Raw genomic sequence first — 1171 nt, 5'->3', positions numbered from 1 at the left:
GCCTTCCCCCGCCGCTACCTCTCCAACGAGAGCATGGACAGCCTCTATCCGGACAAGACCACCCTGCTGCCCGCCACCAACGAATGATCATCTACACCACGCCAAGGGGCACGACCGAAGCCCCGGCCACGTCGGCCGGGGCTTCTGTCGTTGCTTCGACTACGCGACTGGGCAGGGCAGTTCAGGCATCGAGCGATTCGGGGAGCACGTCACCACTGCCAGGGACAGATACGAGGGGCGTTCCAGATAGAAGCCGTAGGACACATCCGTACCCGAGTGCAGTCGCTCAGCAGCAGCGCTCACCAATCGGGCCAGGCGGGTTGTGTCCCGGTCACGCTCAGAGGCGAACCGGGGCGCGAACTCAGTCAGCCGTTCCCCGATCCATCCCGCTGCTTCCTTGCCTTCATCCCAGGTGTCACGAACTAACGAACGGGGCTTGATGAGCCAGTACGCCGTTTCCAGCGGTGGCAGATCAGACGTGGGGAACTCCGCGGCCACCTCTCGGTAGCGCTGGATCAGTTCGGGCTTGCTGCCGGGTGGGGGCGGCTCGGGGTGCGGGGGCCGCCGTAGGGCTTCTTGGTCGAAGCGTTCTCTCGGGCCGACCCACAGATAGCCGTGATGGTGGTGCACCAGTCGATTCCCGTTCGGTGGTGGGGGTTGCGGGACCAACCGGCCCGGCTTGTGTGGAGGGGAGGCCGGGCCGGTTGGCGAGGGCGGAGGGTCAGACGTTCAGACCGAACCGCGCCGGGTCGATCCCGGCCGCGTCCAGCTCCTCCGTGGTGAACCGCAGCGGCTGCGCGTCCGGCCGCTTGCTGTCACCCAGGGCCCAGGCGTCGTCACCGATTCGGGCCAGGTCACGCACCCTTCGGTGCAGGGGCCGCCACACGCCTTCACGAACGAGGCCCCGTTGATGTCGAGCGCGTACAGGTCGGTTCCGTTCAGCATCACTGCACCTTCCTGCTAACTCATCGCGGCCATAGCTGACCGCCGCCGCCCGTATGGGCGGGAGTCAAAGGGGGAGAGCCGCGCTTCAGCGGCCGGAACGCTTGCCGGACTCGGCGCACCGCGCGCACTTGCACGGCGGCCACGTTGAAGTCATCAGAGGTGCTAGCCTCGATCTTTCGTGAGGGTCCGCCGATGGAGTCGGTGGGCCCTTTTGCTTTCCGGAGCT

At 66.6% G+C, this 1171-nt stretch carries 1 protein-coding gene and 1 pseudogene; both read right to left on the bottom strand.

Annotation, left to right across the window (positions count from 1 at the left end):
- Nucleotides 1-159 precede the first annotated feature (159 nt).
- Nucleotides 160-630 (bottom strand): hypothetical protein, encoded by a 471-nt coding sequence (locus ABD207_RS23100; protein WP_344015024.1) that lies wholly within the window; start codon nucleotides 628-630, stop codon nucleotides 160-162.
- A 91-nt stretch (nucleotides 631-721) separates the two neighbouring features.
- A pseudogene (locus tag ABD207_RS23095) lies at nucleotides 722-945 on the bottom strand (DUF397 domain-containing protein).
- Between the last annotated feature and the right edge of the window lie 226 nt (nucleotides 946-1171).

The sequence above is a fragment of the Streptomyces thermospinosisporus genome, assembly GCF_039526425.1.
GTDB classification, from domain to species: domain Bacteria; phylum Actinomycetota; class Actinomycetes; order Streptomycetales; family Streptomycetaceae; genus Streptomyces; species Streptomyces thermocarboxydovorans.
The sequence above is the reverse complement of the archived record's forward strand: the minus strand, read 5'-3'. Positions and strand labels throughout refer to the sequence as shown.